At 59.6% G+C, this 18,043-nt stretch carries 19 protein-coding genes; 12 read left to right on the forward strand and 7 right to left on the reverse strand.

Annotated features, from left to right (window positions below; all coding sequences use genetic code 11):
* The first annotated feature begins 315 nt into the window (after positions 1-315).
* The 3 genes from ABD937_RS02005 to ABD937_RS02015 all read left to right on the forward strand — a co-directional run bounded on the left by ABD937_RS02005 (position 316) and on the right by ABD937_RS02015 (position 2,974).
* On the forward strand, positions 316-1,002 hold the full coding sequence (locus ABD937_RS02005; protein WP_345252974.1) for a collagen-like protein: 687 nt from the start codon (positions 316-318) through the stop codon (positions 1,000-1,002).
* A 94-nt stretch (positions 1,003-1,096) separates the two neighbouring features.
* Positions 1,097-2,101 (forward strand): pseudouridine synthase, encoded by a 1,005-nt coding sequence (locus tag ABD937_RS02010; protein WP_345252975.1) that lies wholly within the window; start codon positions 1,097-1,099, stop codon positions 2,099-2,101.
* A 162-nt stretch (positions 2,102-2,263) separates the two neighbouring features.
* Positions 2,264-2,974: an RluA family pseudouridine synthase gene (locus ABD937_RS02015; RefSeq protein ID WP_345252977.1), complete on the forward strand. Its 711-nt coding sequence runs from the start codon at positions 2,264-2,266 to the stop codon at positions 2,972-2,974.
* 243 nt (positions 2,975-3,217) lie between these two features.
* Here ABD937_RS02015 and ABD937_RS02020 read toward each other — a convergent pair whose 3' ends face one another.
* The 5 genes from ABD937_RS02020 to ABD937_RS02040 form a co-directional block, all read right to left on the reverse strand.
* Positions 3,218-3,673, reverse strand: coding sequence for an RrF2 family transcriptional regulator (locus ABD937_RS02020; protein WP_345252978.1), 456 nt, complete (start codon positions 3,671-3,673; stop codon positions 3,218-3,220).
* Positions 3,673-4,074: an OsmC family protein gene (locus ABD937_RS02025; protein WP_345252979.1), complete on the reverse strand. Its 402-nt coding sequence runs from the start codon at positions 4,072-4,074 to the stop codon at positions 3,673-3,675. The genes ABD937_RS02020 and ABD937_RS02025 overlap by 1 nt, the downstream gene beginning before the upstream one ends.
* A 166-nt stretch (positions 4,075-4,240) precedes the next feature.
* Positions 4,241-5,281: a cation diffusion facilitator family transporter gene (locus ABD937_RS02030; protein WP_345252980.1), complete on the reverse strand. Its 1,041-nt coding sequence runs from the start codon at positions 5,279-5,281 to the stop codon at positions 4,241-4,243.
* A gap of 130 nt (positions 5,282-5,411) precedes the next feature.
* Complete coding sequence (locus ABD937_RS02035) at positions 5,412-6,146, reverse strand: superoxide dismutase (protein ID WP_425475026.1); 735 nt, start codon at positions 6,144-6,146, stop codon at positions 5,412-5,414.
* A 128-nt stretch (positions 6,147-6,274) separates the two neighbouring features.
* Positions 6,275-7,687 (reverse strand): LptF/LptG family permease, encoded by a 1,413-nt coding sequence (locus ABD937_RS02040; RefSeq protein WP_345252981.1) that lies wholly within the window; start codon positions 7,685-7,687, stop codon positions 6,275-6,277.
* 29 nt (positions 7,688-7,716) lie between these two features.
* On the opposite strand from ABD937_RS02040, the gene ABD937_RS02045 reads away from it, so the two are divergent.
* Positions 7,717-8,352 carry a hypothetical protein gene (locus tag ABD937_RS02045; protein ID WP_345252982.1) on the forward strand — a complete coding sequence of 212 codons (636 nt, stop codon included), beginning with the start codon at positions 7,717-7,719 and terminating at the stop codon, positions 8,350-8,352.
* 461 nt (positions 8,353-8,813) lie between these two features.
* On the opposite strand, the gene ABD937_RS02050 is transcribed toward ABD937_RS02045, so the two are convergent.
* Positions 8,814-9,194, reverse strand: a complete 381-nt coding sequence (locus ABD937_RS02050) for an START-like domain-containing protein (RefSeq protein WP_345252983.1) — start codon at positions 9,192-9,194, stop codon at positions 8,814-8,816.
* A 247-nt stretch (positions 9,195-9,441) separates the two neighbouring features.
* On the opposite strand from ABD937_RS02050, the gene ABD937_RS02055 reads away from it, so the two are divergent.
* The 7 genes from ABD937_RS02055 (at position 9,442) to ABD937_RS02085 (ending at position 16,821) form a co-directional block, all read left to right on the forward strand.
* Positions 9,442-10,311, forward strand: coding sequence for a sigma-70 family RNA polymerase sigma factor (locus ABD937_RS02055; RefSeq protein ID WP_345252984.1), 870 nt, complete (start codon positions 9,442-9,444; stop codon positions 10,309-10,311).
* Between the two features lie 485 nt (positions 10,312-10,796).
* The gene (gene ffh / locus ABD937_RS02060; protein ID WP_345252986.1) at positions 10,797-12,125 is read left to right on the forward strand and encodes a signal recognition particle protein; all 1,329 of its coding nucleotides are present in this window, start codon (positions 10,797-10,799) and stop codon (positions 12,123-12,125) included.
* Positions 12,126-12,476: 351 nt separating this feature from the next.
* Positions 12,477-13,331 (forward strand): UbiA family prenyltransferase, encoded by an 855-nt coding sequence (locus tag ABD937_RS02065; protein WP_345252987.1) that lies wholly within the window; start codon positions 12,477-12,479, stop codon positions 13,329-13,331.
* Positions 13,328-14,413, forward strand: coding sequence for a type III polyketide synthase (locus tag ABD937_RS02070; protein ID WP_345252988.1), 1,086 nt, complete (start codon positions 13,328-13,330; stop codon positions 14,411-14,413). The genes ABD937_RS02065 and ABD937_RS02070 overlap by 4 nt, the downstream gene beginning before the upstream one ends.
* On the forward strand, positions 14,410-15,117 hold the full coding sequence (locus ABD937_RS02075) for a methyltransferase domain-containing protein (protein ID WP_345252989.1): 708 nt from the start codon (positions 14,410-14,412) through the stop codon (positions 15,115-15,117). The genes ABD937_RS02070 and ABD937_RS02075 overlap by 4 nt, the downstream gene beginning before the upstream one ends.
* Positions 15,110-16,261, forward strand: coding sequence for an FAD-dependent oxidoreductase (locus ABD937_RS02080; protein WP_345252990.1), 1,152 nt, complete (start codon positions 15,110-15,112; stop codon positions 16,259-16,261). Before ABD937_RS02075 ends, ABD937_RS02080 begins: the two co-directional genes overlap by 8 nt.
* A 197-nt stretch (positions 16,262-16,458) precedes the next feature.
* A complete protein-coding gene (locus tag ABD937_RS02085) occupies positions 16,459-16,821 on the forward strand; it encodes a CoA-binding protein (RefSeq protein WP_345252991.1) in 363 nt (120 codons plus the stop codon).
* Here ABD937_RS02085 and ABD937_RS02090 read toward each other — a convergent pair.
* On the reverse strand, positions 16,818-17,225 hold the full coding sequence (locus tag ABD937_RS02090; protein WP_345252993.1) for a four helix bundle protein: 408 nt from the start codon (positions 17,223-17,225) through the stop codon (positions 16,818-16,820). The two genes, ABD937_RS02085 and ABD937_RS02090, sit on opposite strands and share 4 nt — an antisense overlap.
* A gap of 335 nt (positions 17,226-17,560) precedes the next feature.
* On the opposite strand from ABD937_RS02090, the gene ABD937_RS02095 reads away from it, so the two are divergent.
* Entirely contained in the window at positions 17,561-18,025 is a 465-nt protein-coding gene (locus tag ABD937_RS02095; protein WP_345252994.1) for a hypothetical protein, read from the forward strand.
* The last annotated feature ends 18 nt before the right edge of the window (positions 18,026-18,043 follow it).

The following is an 18,043-nucleotide window of genomic DNA, read 5'->3' on the forward strand; positions in this document are numbered from 1 at the left end:
TTCGTCGTGCCTTTGCGCCGTCGTGCCGTCGTGACAGGGGCGTCAGCCCCGCTCCCCGCGCTTGCGCGGTCCGATGAGCAGTGATCAAATAAGTCAAACAGCGTCTTAGCGTTAAAAAGGAGATCCACCGGCTACAAAAATCCTGAAGTAAAGTACGGCTGCTTCGGTAGCACGAAGAATCGGACGTTTTCTGCCTATCGGGACGGTTCCCGCAGCTAACGTCTATTAACCTTATTTAACCGCAGCCCGTTTAAACTTGAGGAGCCTTGCCGCGTCTGAATAGGGACAACTCCATAAAAAAACACAGTAACGCATATGAAAAAGATCCTCTCCGCCGCTCTGGCCCTCCTGCTCTTCGCCGGTGCCGCCCAGGCCCAGTCTGCCGAAAAGAAAGATAAAGGCGCCCGCAAGGGACACCGCAACGGCAAGGCCGCCCTCAACCTGAGCGAGGCTCAGAAAACACAACTCAAAGACATCCACCAGCGCCAGAAGGCCGAAATGGAAGCCGTCAAGGCCAACAAGGCCCTCAGCAACGAGCAGCGTATGACGCAGCGCAAGGCCATCCATGAAAAATACAAGGCCGAGCGCAAGGCCCTCCTCACCCCCGAGCAACAGCAGCAGGCTGCCCAGTACCGCGACGGCATGCGGGGCGACCGCGACGGCGCCCGCCGCGACACCATCGGTCGCCGGGGTGGGCCGCGCGGCGAAAAGGGCCCCCGTGGTGAGCGGGGTGCCGACTTCGGCAGGATGCAGCAGGAGCTCAACCTGAGCGCCGAGCAGCAGCAGCGCGTCAAGACCATCAACACCGACTTTCGCTCCAAAATGGAAGCCCTCCGCAACGATCAGGGCATCAGCCAGGAGCAGCGTCGCAGCAAGCACCAGGAGCTCGCCCATGCCCACCGCGAGCAGCTGAAAGCCGTGCTTACGCCCGAGCAGCAGGAGAAGGCCAACTCGCTCCGTAAGGGTAAGGGCAAAGGCCGCAAAGGCGGTAATGTAAAGTAACCCGGACCACCGGAAAACGCCTTCCCGGCAGCCGCCGGAAACCGCATCGCAAGAAAAGACCGTGCAGGGGCACGGTCTTTTCTATTTTTGCGGGATGAAGAAGAAGTCGGGATTCGAGAAATTCCACAAATCCAGCGAGAAAAAAGGCGCCGCGCTGAAAGAGCAGCTACGCCAGGAAAAGAAGCAGCAGACGCGCGAGCGCAAGGCCTTCTTTGAACAGCAGCGCAAGGAAAAGGCAGAAGCCTGGAAGGCGGCCAACGAAACGCGCGTGCCCGGCGGCAAAGGCGACCGCATGCCTCCTGACGGCCGCTCCGGCGAGGTGAAGCCGAAGGGCATTGCACCCGGCAAGCCCCTCTCCAACGAAGCGAAGGAGGAGCAAATGCCCCTCAACAAGTTCCTCGCCCATGGCGGCGTCTGCTCGCGCCGCGAGGCGGCCGATGTGGTCAAGGGCGGCAAGGTGACGGTCAACGGCACCGTGGTGACCGAGCCCGGCTTCAAGGTGCAGCCCGGCTCCGACGTGCGCGTCGACGGCAAGCGCATCACCCGCAGCAAGAACCTCGTATACATCCTCATGAATAAGCCGAAGGGCTACCTCACCACCACCGACGATCCGCAGGAGCGCAAGACGGTGCTGGATCTTCTTCACCACGCCACCGAGGAACGGATCTACCCCGTAGGCCGCCTCGACCGGAATACTTCGGGCGTGCTGCTCCTCACCAACGACGGTGAACTCGCGCAGAAGCTCACCCACCCGAGCAACGAGGTGAAAAAGGTATACGCCGTTACCCTCGACAAGCCACTCACCAAGAATCACTTCGACGACATCCTGAAAGGCGTGCCCCTCGAGGACGGCCCCGCACATGTAGACGTGCTGGCCTTTACCGACAATGCCGACAAAACACAGATCGGAGTGGAGATCCACAGTGGCCGCAACCGCATCGTGCGCCGCATCTTCGAGCACTTCGGCTACGACGTCAAGAACCTCGACCGCGTCATGTTCGCCGGCCTTACGAAGAAGAACGTGCCCCGCGGCAAGTGGCGCTTCCTTGCCGAGAAAGAAGTGCGCGACCTCAAATTTTTCAAGAAAGGGAAGAAGTGAATAATGTGCTGATGGGGTAATGGGGTAATGTGCTAATAGCCCCTGGAGTCCGGCCTGCCTGACCGGTATCGCAAGATCCTATTATCGCAGTCTGGCCTATAAACAATAAAGCCTCATCGTATTACCCCATCACCCCATTCTCCCATTATCCTATTCGCAACTATGGCTATCCGGATCGAAGACCTGATCATTTATGAAGACGAGCAGTTTGTGGCGGTGAACAAGCCCTCGGGCCTGCTCACGATCCCCGACCGCGAGGGCGTGCCCGGCGTGCGCAACCTGCTGCAGGAGCGCTACGGCGCCATCTTCACCGTGCACCGTCTCGACCGCGATACCAGCGGACTCGTGGTGTTTGCCCGCAACGAGGAGGCGCACCGCCACCTGTCGATGCAGTTCGAGAGCCGCGCCACCAACAAGACCTACTACGGCCTCGTGCTCGGTACCCCCTACAATGCTGAGGGCATCATCAACGAGCCCATCGCGGAGCACCCTACGAAAAAGGGAACCATGACCGTATGGCGCAAGGGCAAGGAAAGCATCACCGAGTACGTGGTGGAAGAGCGCTTTCGCCTCTTCTCCTGGATGCGCTACCGTATTCTTACGGGCCGCACCCACCAGATCCGTGTGCACATGAAGCACATCGGCCACCCCATCGTATGCGACCCCCTGTACGGCGACGGCAAGCCGGTGTTCCTCTCGCAGTTCCGCGCCAGGTTCAAGATCGGTAAGTTCGAAGAGGAGCGTCCGCTCCTCAACCGCCTTGCCCTCCACGCCGGAGCCCTCACGTTCCAGGGCCTCGACGGAACGGACATCACCATCGAAGCGCCGATCTCCAAAGACATGAAAGCGACGCTGCAGCAATTACGAAAATAGCCCCCTGTCCCCCCAAGGGGGCACTTAGGTCGGACACGCTTTTCTTGATCGGGCCTGTTCTCAAAGCACCTTTATACTAAAGCCCCGATGCCGTTGGGGCTTTTTATTCAAATTGTTCGGCGCTCGATGCTCAATGCTAAGGGAGAACTGATTGAACATAGCGTATTAAGTATTTCCTGCTTTCAGATTAACAGTAACGTAAGAACAGCCTTGGCCTAAGTACCCCCTTGGGGGGACAGGGGGCTATTTTGTTCTCGTGGCCTTCCGGATCTTCCCGGGCAGGTCCTCCTGCCCGCTCTTGAGGTCGGCGATGGTCTTGTTTTCGAGGATCTGCAGGGTGGCGTCGCGCACCTGCTCCATGATGTTGTGAAGGCCGCAGTTCTGCTCGTCGCAGTTGGCGCAGCGCTGGTAGAAATACAGGCTTACGCAGGGCAGCATGGCGATGGGTCCGTCCACCGTGCGGATGATGGCCGCGATGGAGGTCTCGGAGGGATGCTGCCGGATGAAGTAGCCGCCGCCCTTGCCCTTTTTCGAGTCGAGGATCTGCGCCTTCTTGAGCTGCAACAGGATGCTCTCGAGGAACTTGATGGGGATGCGCTTTTTCTCGGCGATGTCGGCGATGAGCACCGGGCCCTCGTCGTAGTGGTCGGCGAGGTAGGTGAGGGCGCGGAAGGCATATTGGGCTTTCTGCGACAGCATCAGCCTTCGGGGTTTTGGAGGTGAAGCGTATAGCGGATCTCCGAGTTCTTCCGCAGCATGGCCGCCACGCCGCAGTATTTCTCCAGGGAGAGCTCGATGGCCTTGATGACCTTGTCGCGGTGCTCTTCGGCCGTAGCCAGGCGGTAGGTGATCTCGATACCGGTGAACACCCGCGGGTGCTCGGTGGTCTGATCGGCATCCACCTCGATCTCGAGCCCGGCAACCGGCACGCGCATCTTTTCCAGTATGTCTACGATGTCGACGCCGGAGCAACCGGCGAGGCCGCTGAGCAGGAGCGCCTTCGGGCTGAAGCCCGCCGTGGCATTGATATCGATGGTGGCACCGTTTGGCTGCCGGCTTTCGTAGGCCGATCCGCCTTTCCAGGTGGTGATGGTCTTCATGAGAGGAATCCGTTTGGCGTAAAGGTAAACGGGATTTCAGATGTGAGATTTCAGATTTCAGATTTGTGGGGCGACCCGAAAGCTTATGCTTTTCTCCAGCTCGGTATAACGCCGAACCTTTAAGAACCGACCAAACAGGAACAAATCTGAAATCACAAATCTGAAATCACAAATCCTCCGGACCGTGCTTTTTGTTCTGAAGGATGTTGTCGACCGTCCATTCGATCTCCTGCCGGAAAGGGTGCTGGCGCACGGGACAGGCTTTCTTGTCGCAGATGGGGCACTGGAAATAAAGGCAGCCGTCGGAGTGTACGAAGAGCTCCAGCGACTCCCCGAATTCGGCGCGGATACCGGCGCCGAGGTGCTCGATCTCGTCGTGGGCCTGGTGCACGTTGAAGTACCAGGGCACGGTAAGGTGGCAGTCGACGTGCAGCGTGTTGCCGTATTTGATGACGCGGAGGTTGTGCAGGTCTACCCAGCCGTCGCGGCGGTCGCGGTTCAGCACCTGCACCATCTGGCCAAGCAGCTGCATGTCGGCCTCGTCCATGATGCCGGCCAGCGACGCGCGCAGGATGTGGTAGCCGGTCCAGATGATGATGCCGCCCATGATAACGGCCACTACCGGGTCGAGCCAGTACCAGCCGGTGAAGCGCATCAGCAGCAGGGCCCCGATCACGCCGAGCGTGGAGAGGGTGTCGGTCTGCAGGTGCCGGCCGCTCGCGATGAGGGCGAGCGAGTTGTTGCGGTGGCCCTGGCGCAGGGAAATGGCACCTAGGATCCAGTTGATGCCGGCCGTGGCGCCGATGATGAGGAGCCCGGTGTCGAGTTGCAGGAGCCGCTCCGGTTGCAGGAAGCCCTTCACGGACTTGTAAATGATGATAGCCCCCGCGGTGAGCACCAACGTGCCCTCTACGGCCGCGGAGATGAATTCGGCCTTGCCGTGCCCGTAGGGGTGATCGGTGTCGCGGGGCTTCGCCGACACATAGAGGCTATAGAGACCGATGAAGGCCGCCGCCACGTTCACGATGCTCTCGAGGGCATCGGTGAGCACGGCCACGGAGCGGGTGAGCAGGAACGCCCCGAACTTGGCGCCCAGCAGCACACAAGACGCCACGGCGATCCAGAATTGCAGGCGCAGGTTGCTTTGCTGGGGTGTGTTTTGGGTAGACAGGCTGCTTGTTTTTGGAGCGTGTTTCTTGTAAGTCAAAATTCAAAAGTCAAAATTCAAAAAAAGGACTTCGCTGAGCGCAGGTCGCCTCCTGTAGGAAAGCTTGCAGTTCAGCTTTGACTTTTGAATTTTGACTTTTGAATTCCGGTGCAGTGTTCAGGCTGCAACATTAAGAAACTCCCGCGTATAACGTCTGCACATAATCCCAGTTCACCACCTTCCACCAGTTGGCGATATAGTCGGCGCGCTTATTCTGGTAGCGGAGGTAGTAGGCGTGCTCCCATACGTCGAGGGCAAGCAGAGGATAGCCTTTGATGTCGGAGACGTCCATCAGCGGGTTGTCCTGGTTGGGGGTGGAGCCGATGCGCAGCTTCTTGTCGCCGTCGAGGTAGAGCCAGGCCCAGCCCGATCCGAAGCGGCCGGTGCCCGCATCGCCGAATTGCTTTTTGAACGCCTCCATCGATCCGAACGAATTACTGATCGCGGTAGCGAGCGTGCCCGAAGGCTGGCCGCCATTGGGGCTCATCAGCTTCCAGAACAGCTCGTGGTTGAAGTGGCCGCCGGCGTTGTTGCGCATCTTGGCCGAATACTTCGAGATGCGGGCCAGGAGTTCTTCCACCGACTTCGTGGTGTCGGCGCCCTCGGCTTTGGCCGCGTCGTTGAGGTTCGTGGCATAGCCTGCGGCGTGCTTGCTGTAGTGGAGCTCCATCGTGCGGGCATCAATGGCGGTTTCGAGCGCGCCATAAGCGTAGGGGAGGGGCGCCTGCGCGAAGCCGGTGCGCAGCGGGCCGCTTACCGCCATCGCCTTGGTGCTGCTGCAGGAGGCCAGCCCGGAAGCGCCGAGCGCCAGCCCAAGCCCGGCCACCGAGGTATTGATGAGGAAGTCGCGTCGTGTTGGTGCCATGGTAAAGGGTTTTTGCGAAGGTAGGCACGAACAGAAGTTTTTAAGGTTCTTAAGGTTTTGGTGGTTTTGAAGGTTCCGGAGGGTAAGCACCAGACGAAATAGGCTTGACCCCAAGAACCATCAGCACCTTAAGAACCCTTTTTCTTCCGTAGTCTCCGGAACAGGCGGTGGTAATACTCGCGGTTGAAGAGGGTGGAATCGCGCACGGCCTTGTAGGTGAGGAAGAGCCCGATGGGCGTGAGCACGAAGGTGGCGAGCCACATACCGGCGAACACCGACCACTCGCCTTCCTTGGCGAACTTCTCGCCTGTGTTGGCGATGAAGTAAAAGAGCATGAAGAACGCGATGGAGGCAATGAGCGAGTTGCCGAGGCCGCCCTTGCGGATGATGGCGCCGAGAGGCGCGCCGATCATGAACAGCACGAGGCAGGCGAGCGACAGCGAGAGCTTGCGGTGCCATTCGATGGCATAGCGGCGCTGCTCCTTGCGGTCTTCCTCCACGTTCTTGATCAGCGCATCCATGCTGCTGCGCAGGGAGGTAAGGCGGTTTACGAGGCGCTGCTCGATCATCGGGCGGTCGGCGTCGGTGATGCGGCTGCGGAAGGCGGTGCTGTCGGGCGCACCGCCGTATTTGCTCCAGTTGGAGTCGAGGTACTGGGAGATATTGGCCGGCGCCAGCACCTCGGCGCGTACCCGCTTTCCGATCTGCTGGTCCTTCAGCTTCATGGTGTCGATGGCCTTTTGCAGCTGGCCCATGCTCATGACCCGGAAGTTGCCCTTGTTGGTACTGTCTTCGGTGCGCTTGAACTCGAAGGCCGACAGGTCGATGCTCTTGGTATATTGCTTGAAGCCGAGGCGGATGAACTCGGTGGCCGGGGCGCCCATCGAGCCGCGCTCTTCGTAGCGCCATCCGTTGCGCAGGTGAAACTCGAGGTACTTCTTGTCGGGCGAGGAGCGCATGATGCCGTCGGAAGCGACGATGAACCGGTCCTGCGTGTTGCCGCCCTGCTCGTAGATGATGATGTCGTAGATGAGGGAATCGCGCTCCTTACGGCCCACCTTCATGGCCACGCCCTGGATCTTGTCGTAGAACACGCCTTCCTTCAGGTCGAAGGCCGGCTTCGCCCACACGATGTCGGAGAGGAGCGTGCGGCTTTTGAGTACGGCCACGGGAATGACGGCGTTGGCAAAGTAGAAGGCGATGCCGCAGATGGCTGTTACCAGGAAAATGAGCGGGCGCATGAAGCGGAGCAGGGAGATGCCCGATGATTTCACCGCCACGAGCTCGTAGGTCTCGCCGAGGTTACCGAAGGTCATGAGCGAGGAGAGCAGCACCGCCAGCGGCAGGGCGAGGGGCACGAGCGCCGCGCCCTGGTACATGATGAATTCGAGGATGACGCCTACCGACAGGCCCTTGCCCACGAAGTCGTCGATCCAGAGCCAGAAGAACTGCAGCACCAGCACCACGAGCGTGATGAAGAAGGTGGCGGCGAAAGGGCCGAGAAAGGTCTTGATGACGAGCTTGTCTAATTTCTTGATCACGGGGGCTCTTTCGGTGCGTAATTTTGATCGTGGAAGAAGCAAAAATACAGTTTTCGCCCGCGGAGATCGAGCTCATGTGCGATGCCGGTGTGCTTTTAACAAAAAACAGGATCCTCTTCGGCATCCGCCGCCTGCTCGAAGTGCTCGAGGCCCGGCAGCAGCAGGAAGCCTACCTGGCCGACCCCGGCGACCTGGGTCCGGCGCTCCGCCCGATGCCCAAGATCTCAAAGGGCGAGAATTACCTGGGCTTGCCTTATCTCGTGCTCGACTTCCCGCGCCAGTTCGACAGCCGTAACATCTTTGCCGTGCGCACCATGTTCTGGTGGGGCAATGCCTTCAGCTCTACCCTCCACCTTGCCGGCGACTACAAAGACGACCATCTCGAGGCCATCGTCGCGGCCTACCCGCAGCTGAAGAAGCGCGGCTACTTCATCGGCATTTCCGAAGACCCGTGGCAGCATCACTTCGGGGAGGAGAACTACCGGCCCGTATTCGAGTTCACCGAAGATGAATTTGCGGAGCAGTGCACGATGTATGATCACCTCAAGATCGCCACCGAGTTCCCGCTCCGCGACGTGCACTTCGTCGGCGAGGACCTCATGGCGAGTTGGCGGTTCTTACTGGGCATTTGCGGGATGGAGTTCCGGGATCCGGAGGGGTTTTAAATATTTTGAGATCGACGTTTTGCTCCCTTTCTCCGGGTGGTGGTAGTCGCCGGAAGGAATCCGTTTTAACGCGAAGGCGCAAAGGGGGACATTTTGAGTCGCTTTTATCTACAGGCCCTCCGAACACAGGTAGCGACGGGCACTCCAGTTACAATCTTTTTTCAAGACGCAAAGGGGAAGCCCGCAGGCGGGCTGCACTCAATTTAGCTTACGTCAAAGATTGAGGTGCTGGTCTGTGGATAGTGGGGCTCCCCATTTTTTGTTAGGGTTCTTCGAGAATTGCTAATACGATATCGAAGTAAAAAGTCTGGCGGCAAAATGAGATGAATGCTGCACAGAGTCACCCCTTTCCTCAGGAAAGGGGCCGGGGGATAGGCCCAAAAAAGCCACCCGTGGGCAGCTTCATATCGTATCGCGGGCCTCCGCCCACTTCAAACGTTCAACGATAAACTTCGAACGCCTTAGTTACCCAGGCGGTGAAACAGGTCCTTCACCTGGTGGTTCCAGAGCTGGCTCTGGTCCTTGATCTCGTTCTTGGCGGCAAAGTCCTTGATCACGAGTACCGTCTGGTTGCTCACCTCCGACTTCTCGATGCGAAACTCGAAGTACTCGTCTTTGGGTGCATGGCTCCAGTGAAAGCGGATGAACTTGTCTTCTTCCTTCTCGAGCACTTCAGCCGTGTCTTCCGAGCCGTTCCAGCCAAAGGTGAACACATTGTCCTGGTCGTCGACCTTATCGGCGAACCACTCCTGCAGGCCCGAGGAAGTAGACAGGAACTCGTAAAGGATCGTAGGGGAACACCGAACCGGGAACTCAAGGGTATACAGCTGTTTTTTACTCATCGTCTCTTTTTAAAGCCTCGGGCAAGTGTGCAATTATAGAAAAATAATCGAACGGTCAAAATTTTTTTTAAGCATGCAGGAACAGCTACTGAAGAGCAAAATATTTTTTTGAGATTTATGATTTTCCTAACTTGGAAAGGAGTTATGCCGACTGCTGCTATGTGATCCGGACCCGTGAAGCGAATTTTCTGGACATAACCACCGCCACACACTGCCACCAACCAAATCCAGAATACCTCCTATGAGTATGCGTCAGATCAAGATCACGAAGTCGATTACGAATCGTGAATCTCCCTCCCTCGAGAAGTATCTCCAGGAAATCGGGAAGGTCGAGCTCGTTACCCCCGAAGAAGAAGTGCGCCTGGCCGGCCTCATCCGCTCCGGCGACGCCCGCGCCCTCGAGCGCCTCACCAAGGCCAACCTCCGTTTCGTGGTGTCTGTCGCCAAGCAGTACCAGAACCAGGGCCTTTCCCTCCCCGATCTCATCAACGAAGGCAACCTCGGCCTCATCAAGGCTGCCCAGCGCTTCGATGAAACGAAGGGCTTCAAGTTCATCTCCTATGCCGTGTGGTGGATCCGCCAATCGATCCTGCAGGCCCTTGCCGAGCAGGCCCGCATCGTGCGCCTGCCGCTCAACAAGGTAGGCCTCTCGGCCCGCGTGCAGCGCGTGCAGACCCAGCTGGAGCAGGAGTTCGAGCGCGAGCCCACGGCCGAGGAGCTCGCCGAGGCCCTCGATATGGAGCTCGAAGAGGTGCGCGCCACCCTCAACATGAATGCCCGCCACGTAAGCATGGATACGCCCCTTTCCGAAGGCGAGGACGGCACCCTGCTCGACATGCTGGTGAACCCCAACGCCGAAGGCACCGACGTGCGCGTGGCCTACCACGAGTCGCTCTGCACCGAGGTGAAGCGCACCCTGCAAACGCTCACCGAGCGCCAGAAAGAGGTACTGTGCTACTTCTTCGGCATCGGCGTGGACCAGGCGCTTTCGCTCGACGACATCGGCGGCAAGTTCAACCTCACCCGCGAGCGCGTGCGCCAGATCAAGGACAAGGCCATCGCCAAGCTGCAGTCGACGCACAAGACGCAGCTGCTGCGGGGATACCTCGGCGCTTAGGAGCGGAGAACAGGAGAACAAGGAACAAGGAATATCGAATATCGAAGGAGGGACGCAGGTTCCTCCTTTTTTGTGGGATCCTTTGCTGCGTGGGATAAGAGAGAAGGAACGCAGATGTTACGGATTGGATACGATGAGCGCGGATGTTGGTCAGCGATGCCTCCTGTTCCGGTTCAGCAAGCCGCTTCAGATATGATCTTGCGGTACGATAACGTATGCTGCACAGAAACGATCCATTACCAATCGACAAATAGACCCATAGACCCGCTCCCTTAGCGCTTCTTGTCACCCTGAGCTTGCCGAAGGGCCTCAGCCTCTTCTTTTCTTAGCGGTAAGAATCCCATCTTCTCCTTATCCCGCCTTAACTTCTGCATTCTGCTGTTCCTTGTTCCTTGTTCTTCCGTTCCCGCCGGTTCGCTATCTTTGGCCCCGATTTGAAAAGTGGACCCTGCGTCCGCTTTTTTATCCTAAAATCCCCGTCAATTATGTTCGAATCATTACAGGACCGGCTGGAAGGTGCGTTCAAGAATCTAAAAGGTGAGGGCCGGATCACCGATCTGAACATCGCCTCCACCATCAAGGAGATCCGCCGCGCCCTCGTGGATGCCGACGTAAACTATAAGATCGCCAAGGAGTTTACCGACGTGGTGCGCGAAAAGGCGCAGGGCGAAAAGGTGATCAACGCCATCTCTCCCGGCCAGCTCATGGTCAAGATCGTGAAAGACGAGCTCGTGAGCCTCATGGGCGGCGAGGTGGCCGAGTTCAATTCGAAAGGCGCGCCTGCCGTGATCCTCATCGCCGGCCTCCAGGGCTCCGGTAAAACAACCTTCTCGGGCAAGCTTGCCTCCTTCCTCAAGAATCAGAAGAAGCTGAGCCCGCTGCTGGTGGCGGCCGACGTCTACCGCCCCGCGGCCATGGAGCAGCTCCGCGTGCTCGGCGGCCAGATCGGCGTCGACGTGCACATCGAGGAGGAAAACAAGAATCCCGTGGAGATCGCGCAAAACGCCATCCGCGAGGCCCGCAGCAAGAATAAGAACGTCGTGATCATCGATACCGCCGGCCGCCTGGCCGTGGACGAGGCGATGATGACCGAGGTCGCCAACATCAAGAGCGCCGTCAACCCCAACGAGATCCTCTTCGTGGTGGACTCGATGACCGGCCAGGACGCCGTCAACACCGCCAAGGCCTTCAACGACCGCCTCGACTTCTCGGGCGTGGTGCTCACGAAGCTCGACGGCGACACGCGCGGCGGTGCGGCCCTCTCCATCAAATACACCGTCAACAAGCCGATCAAGTTCATCTCCTCCGGTGAGAAGCTCGACACCATCGACATCTTCTACCCCGAGCGGATGGCCCAGCGGATACTCGGGATGGGCGACATCACCACCCTCGTGGAAAAGGCCCAGGCCCAGTTCGACGAGGAGGAAGCCAAGCGCCTCGAGAAGAAGATCCGCAAGAACCAGTTCGACTTCGACGACTTCCGCACGCAGCTCGAGCAGATCAAGCGCATGGGTAACCTGAAGGACCTCATCGGGATGATCCCCGGCGTGGGCAAGGCCATCAAGGACATCAACATCTCCGACGACGCCTTCAAGGGCATCGAGGCCATGATCGGCTCCATGACGCCCGCCGAGCGCGCCAACCCCGACCTTATCGACACAAGCCGCCGCAACCGCATCGCCAAAGGCTCCGGCAAGACCATCGCCGACGTCAACGCCTTCATGAAGCAGTTCGAGCAGATGCGCGAGCTGATGAAGATGATGAACAAGATGCCCATGGGCAAGATGATGCCCGGCGGGTTCGGGAAGAAGTAATGTGCTGATGTGCTAATGAGTTAATGTGCTAATGAGCGCCCACGGCACTGGAATAAAAGCGACGGCTGGTCTTCGGACCGGCCGTTGTTTTTTTGGGCGTTCCTGCCTGATCACATTACTGTGGTGAACAACCCGGGAGCGGGTCGCTGCGATACCTACCGATACATCCGTGGGGGAAATCGAAAACCCATGGCTGAAGCCATGGGCTGGTAATAATCGAAAACCCACTGCTAAAGCCGTGGGCTGGTAGGTCCCAACCTTCCTGAACTTTTTGAACCCTGATTATCCCATCACCCCATTACCCCATCAGCAAATTATTTCCTCTGGCATAGCTTTTATGCATCTTTGCCTGTGCTTCATCGCTCCACCATACAATTGCTTCGCTTCCCGTTTTCGCTCTTTTTGCTGCCGGTGTACCTTTTTGCCCTGAGCCAGCTGCCCGCGGTAGATGGGGCAAAGGCCGCGTGGATCTTCGCCATCCTGCACTTCCTGGTCTACCCCGCCTCCAACGGCTACAACTCGTACATGGACCGCGACGAGACGCCCATCGGCGGGCTTGCGCGCCCGATGCAGCCGACGCGACAACTCTTTCACACGACCATCGTCATGGACGCCGTGGCGGTGCTCGCATCGCTGCTTTTCGTGAACGCCCTGTTTGCCGGCGGCATCGCGGCCTATATCCTCGCCTCGCGGGCTTACAGCTACCGCGGCATCCGGCTGAAGCGCTTCCCGTTCACGGGCTTCCTTACCGTGTTCGTGTTCCAGGGCGCCTGGATCTATATCTTCACCCAACTGGGCGCCGCGCCCGAAGCGAGCATCGACCCGCTGCCCGCCCTCGTGGCCTCCTGCCTTATCGGCGCCCTTTACCCGCTTACGCAGGTATACCAGCATGCGGCCGACAAGGCAGACGGCGTTACCACGCTCTCCATCCGCCTCGGGAAGCGCGGATCCTTTATCTTCAGCGCCCTGCTCTTCCTCGTTGCGTCTGCCGGGCTCTATTATCATTTTCACACGCTCGGCCGTGTGAACCATTTCGGCTGGTTCTTGTTGGAAGGGTTGCCGGTGGTAGGCTTCTTCGGCTACTGGATGCTCCGCGTCTGGAAGAACGAGGCGGCGGCCGACTTCCGCCACAGCTTCCTCATGAACGCCGTGGCCACCGTTTGCACCACGGCCTATTTTCTCACCCTTATCCTCCTGAAGCCTTGAGCAAGATCCTCTCCATAGGCACCGCGGTGCCGGCCCACTGTCACCCACAGCCCGACATCATGCGGTTCACGCAGCTCGCGTATGCCACCAACGAAGCCGACCGCCGGAAAATGCGCTTTATGTACAACCAAAGCGGCATCGATCAGCGCTATTCCGTTTTGCCGGATTACAGCCGCCCCGCTTCCGAGTGGACCTTCTACCCGGCCACTGAAGGGCTCGATCCCTTTCCCTCCCTCGAGCAGCGTATGGCCGTGTACAACAAGCAGGCGCCGGCGCTTTCGGTGGATGCGATCCGCGACTGCCTGAAGCACGACTATCCGCCCGAGAGCGTCACTCACCTCATCACCGTGAGCTGCACCGGCATGAGCGCCCCCGGCCTCGACCTGCAGATCGTGGAGCTCCTCGACCTCCCGCGCGACATCTTCCGCACCTCCGTCAACTTCATGGGCTGCTACGCCGCGCTGCATGCCCTCCGCCTCGGCGACGCGCTCTGCCGCGGACAAAAGGACGCACGTGTGTTGATCGTGTGCACCGAACTCTGTACCCTCCACTTCCAGCGCGGGGGCACCATGGACAATATCGCCTCGGCGCTGCTCTTCGGCGACGGCTCGGCAGCCGTGCTGCTGGCGCACGACGATGCGCCCGGCGAAGGCCTGCACCTGACCGGCTTCCGGAGCGAGGTAGTGCCGCAGGGCAAGCGCGATATGGCTTGGGAGCTGTCGTCCACAGGCTTCCAGATGACGCTGAGCAACTATATCCCGGAGCTTATCGAAGAAGACTTCGGCGCCATCATGGACCGTGCCCTGGCCGACCAGCAGCTGCAGCGCAGCGACGTGACGCACTGGTGCATCCACCCCGGTGGCCGCCGCATCCTCGAGGCGATCCAGAAAAGCATCGGCATGGCGAAGGAGCAGCTCGCCGACTCCTACGAGGTGCTGCGCCAGTACGGTAACCTGTCGTCGGCCACGGTGCTCTTTGTGCTGAAGCGCATGCTCGACCAGCGCGTGCCCATCGGCCGCATGGCCGGCGCCGCCTTCGGCCCCGGGCTCACCGTAGAAACCTTTACTGCTCATACCCGATGAACCGATTCCGCCACCGGTGCTACGACAAGGAGCTCCTCGACGCGCCCGGCATCCCCTTCGATGCCATTGCCCGGAACATGCAGGAGCTCGACGTGATCAACACGCGGCTGGGTGGCCATGGCATCACCACGCGGGGTGTAGAAATACTGGTCGGCCGCGAGCGCCGGCAGGAGCCCTGGCGCATCACTGAGATCGGCTGCGGCGGCGGCGACAACCTGCGTGCCATCGCGCGCTGGGCCCGTGCCCGCGGCATTGCCGTGCAACTCTCCGGCATCGACTGGAACGCCGCATGCATTCACTACGCCATGGAGCGCAAAGGCAACGAAGCCATCAACTTTACCTGCTCCGATTACCGGGCCGCGCGCTTCGAACAGGCACCCGATATCATCTTCTCCTCGCTGTTCTGCCATCACTTCACCGACGCCGAGCTCGTGGGCCAGCTGCAGTGGATGGCGCAGCACACGCGGCGCGGGTTCTTTATCAACGACCTGCACCGGCACCCCCTTGCTTACCACTCCATCAAATGGCTCACGAAGCTGTTCTCGCGCAGCGCCCTCGTGAAGAACGATGCGCCGCTGTCGGTACGCCGCGGCTTCCGGAAAGAAGAGTGGATAGGCCTGATGGAGGCGGCCCGTATTTCTACTTACCGCATTCACTGGAAGTGGGCCTTTCGCTGGCTCATCACCGCTACGCACCATGGATAATACCCGTACATACGATGTGGCCGTTATCGGTGGCGGCCTCGCCGGCTTGTCGGCGGCCCTGCTGCTGGCGCGTGCCGGCTGGCGCACCGTGCTGTTCGAGAAGGGCCATTACCCCGCCCATAAGGTCTGCGGCGAGTACGTGAGCCACGAGAGCTGGAGCTTCCTGCAGCACCTCGGCATACCCCTCCACGAGCTGGACCTCCCCTCGATCGACCGGCTCGTGCTGACCGCCCCCAATGGCAGTACTTTCCGCACGGGCCTCACGATGGGCGGGTTCGGTATCAGCCGCTACCGCCTCGATGCGCTGCTGGCCGATGCGGCGCGCGCCGCCGGCGTAACGCTGCTCGAAGGAACGCGGGTCGAAGACGTCACGCAATCCGACGGCTTTACCCTGCAGGTACGGAGCAAGGATGGTGTGCGGGAAACCTTCCGGACGAAGGCCTGCTGCGGCGCCTGGGGCAAAAAGAGCAACCTCGATGTACAGGGAGGGCGGGCCTTCCTGGCCGCGCAGGACCGTCGCCTCAACAACTTTATCGGCGTCAAGTACCACGTGGAAACGGAGTGGCCGCAGAACGCCATCGGGCTGCACAATTTTCCCGGTGGCTACTGCGGCATCTCGCGGGTGGAAGACGATCGCTACTGCCTCTGCTACCTGGCGCGTGCTGCGGCGCTCCGCGCACACGGCGGATCGCTGCCGCGGCTGGAGCAGGAAGTGCTGTCGGTGAACCCGCACCTTAAAAAGATCTTCGCGGGAAGCACCGTGCTGACGCCTTTCCCGGTCACCATTGCGCAGGTGAGCTTTGCGTCGAAGGCGCGGGTCGAAAGCGGTGTGCTGATGCTGGGCGATGCGGCAGGCATGATCTCGCCGCTATGCGGCAACGGCATGAGCATCGCGCTGCATACGGGCAAGATCGCCGCTGAGGGCATTACCGCATTTCTACGGGGGAGCTGCACCCGCGCCGCAATGGAATCGGAGTACGACCGGGCCTGGCGGCGGCAATTTGGTCCGCGGCTCCGGCGCGGCCGCCTGCTCCAGCGCTTCTTCGGCGGCAGTGCCGTGAGCAACGCCTTCGTGGGCCTGTTCCGCACGGTACCGGCGCTTGCGGGGCCAGTGATCCGCAGCACGCATGGCGAGGTGTTTTAGGGGCAGCAATCGGCAATCGGGAATCGGCAATCGTAAATGGAGCTCCCTCCGGATCCGGCGGGCTACTCATCTTCACGTTTGCTCGTTCCATTCTCCCATCCCCCATCACCCCATTCTCCCATTACCCCATTCTCCCATTACCCCATTCTGAGCCTCCGGCATATCCTTTGTATTTTCAGGGCACAAAGAAGTTGGTCATGTCGAAAAAAACGGTCGTACTCGGCGCCTCAGACAATCCTTCGCGGTACAGCTACCTCGCAATCCGCCGCCTGACGTCGCACCAGCACGAGGTGGTGGCCATCGGGCGCAAGAAAGGGGAGGTGTCGGGCATCCCCATCCTTACCGATCACGTGCCCCAGACCGGCGTCGACACCGTGACGCTCTACCTCAACCCGAAGAACCAGGTGGAGTATTACGATTATATTTTCGACCTGCAGCCGAAGCGCATCATCTTCAACCCGGGTACCGAGAACGACGAGCTCATCAAGAAGGCCAAAGAGCAGGGCATCGAGCCCGTACTTGGGTGTACGCTCGTAATGTTGAGCACGGGGCAGTACTAGGGTTTTGGAGGTTTTAGGGGTTTTGGAGGTTGAGCCCCCTCACCTCTGGTCGCGGTGTCGGAGTCGGGGATTCCGCGGATCTCGCACTGCTGAAGGTAAGCAATCAGCGCATCGATGGCTTTTCCCGTGCGCGCGTTCAGTAGCAACAGGCCTTCGAGGCATTCCTCAGTAATATATTGCCGGTCAACGATCCGGTAGATCTGTGATTTGGTTCCGGCACAGGAGCCATGTGCCACCTCGAGAAATTGAATGAACTCCCTGTTTCCTCCGCGGCCGAACCCCTCTGCGATATTGTCTGTAATCGATCCTGCGGCAGCACGCACTTGGTCATGCAATTTGAACTCGCGCCCCAAGCCTGTTTCTGCAATGATCACGTCGATTTCCTGGCAAAGCCGGCGCGCCAACTATCAGGCAATTAGGTCCTCAATACGTTTGAATGTGGCCATAGTCAAAAGTATTCCGGCTGTTGCAGCCAGGGATGTGTTCTTTCCCCTTATTGGCTGTTTCTTTTCTGCCCCTTGCTGGCTTTGTCACCAGAGCCTTCCGGTACTGAGGAGCACCGACCCCTAAAACCCCCAAAACCTTTCGGAAGCTCTTCCGCAGCGGCATCTGGGTTCTTCCCCTTTAGCTTTTCTTTTCGCCGGTTCACCGAAAGGGAGCCGGTAACCGCCTCATATAGTCGGAAATTCGAAGGTGTAAGAGACAGAGTCTCATCAACCTCAACCGTAAAACACCTCCGATGCCCCACGTCAAGACCTTCCTGTGTGCCCTGCTGCTCCTGGGAGCCTCCGTTGGTGCCCGGGCGCAAAAGGAAGCCCCGCTCCGCGAGCCCGACCTCAATAAGCCTAAGCTCTTCGCCGACCTGCCGGCGGCCCTGCCGGTTTCCGAAAGCCTCCTCGCCGCACTCCTCGACCTGCCGGTCGGTAAGGCGATCACCGTTCCGGTTTCCGACCGGTTCCGCCTCGAGGGAACCGTCGTTTCCCGCTCCGATGCGGCCGATACCTGTGTGCGCAGCGTGGTGCTGCGCTCCTCCGTGCGCGGGGGCGCCGCCTTTTCGCTGTCGCGTGTATGCCGGCCCGGCGGTGGCTACGACTGGAACGCCCGCATGCTGGGCTACAACGGCGGCGATGCCCTCGAGCTGGTGTCCGAGAACGGACGCTACCTGCTCGTGAAGCGCGGCCTGTACGACCTGCTCAGTGAATAACCCTTCCAACGCCAACCG

The organism is Flaviaestuariibacter amylovorans, assembly GCF_039541815.1.
GTDB classification, from domain to species: Bacteria; Bacteroidota; Bacteroidia; order Chitinophagales; family Chitinophagaceae; genus Flavisolibacter; species Flavisolibacter amylovorans.